General features: G+C 62.9%; 1 pseudogene. It reads left to right on the forward strand.

The window, feature by feature from the left end:
• Nucleotides 1-13: 13 nt before the first annotated feature.
• Nucleotides 14-622 (forward strand): annotated as a pseudogene (locus tag EN879_RS38050) (undecaprenyl-phosphate glucose phosphotransferase); the annotation flags it as partial.

Consider the following 622-nt stretch of genomic DNA (forward strand, 5'->3'; position numbering starts at 1 on the left):
GCGGAAAGCCCTCATGAACGAGATCGACCCCGCGCGCCGCTTTTCAGCAGAGGCGGTGCGTAAATTCGACGGCCCGGCCGATGGCGACACGCCAAGCGGCATGAACGATGTCGCGCGCCAGGTCGCCTCGCAGTACCGGCGCGATACGATGTCGCCGATCATGGTCAGCGGCGTCCTGCGCATGGTCGAATTCGGCTTGCTGTTCCTGTCCGGGCTCGCCGTCTATTTCCATTATGTCGGGTTCTTCAATTATCTCGCCTGGCAGTATCCGGTAACGATCGCCGCCGCGTCGTTCCTTGCCGTGGTGCTGCTCGACGTCACCGACTGCTACCAGATCGTCGCCCTGATGCGGCCGATCGCCAATTTCGGCCGTGTGCTGCTGGTCTGGGCCGGCACTTTCGCCCTGATGGCGCTGACGGCGTTCGTCATGAAGATGTCGGAAAACTATTCGCGCCTTTTGTTGGGCAGCTGGTTCGTCATCGGCTTCGTTCTCATCTTCGGCCTCAGGCTGGTAATGTCGAAGCTGATCCGGGCCTGGGCGCGCGATGGCCGCATGGAGCGGCGCGCCGTCATCGTCGGCGGCGGCAAGGCGGCGGAAATCCTGATCCGCTCGGTCGAAAAG

Source organism: Mesorhizobium sp. M7A.F.Ca.AU.002.02.1.1, assembly GCF_003998535.1.
Classification (GTDB): domain Bacteria; phylum Pseudomonadota; class Alphaproteobacteria; order Rhizobiales; family Rhizobiaceae; genus Mesorhizobium; species Mesorhizobium ciceri.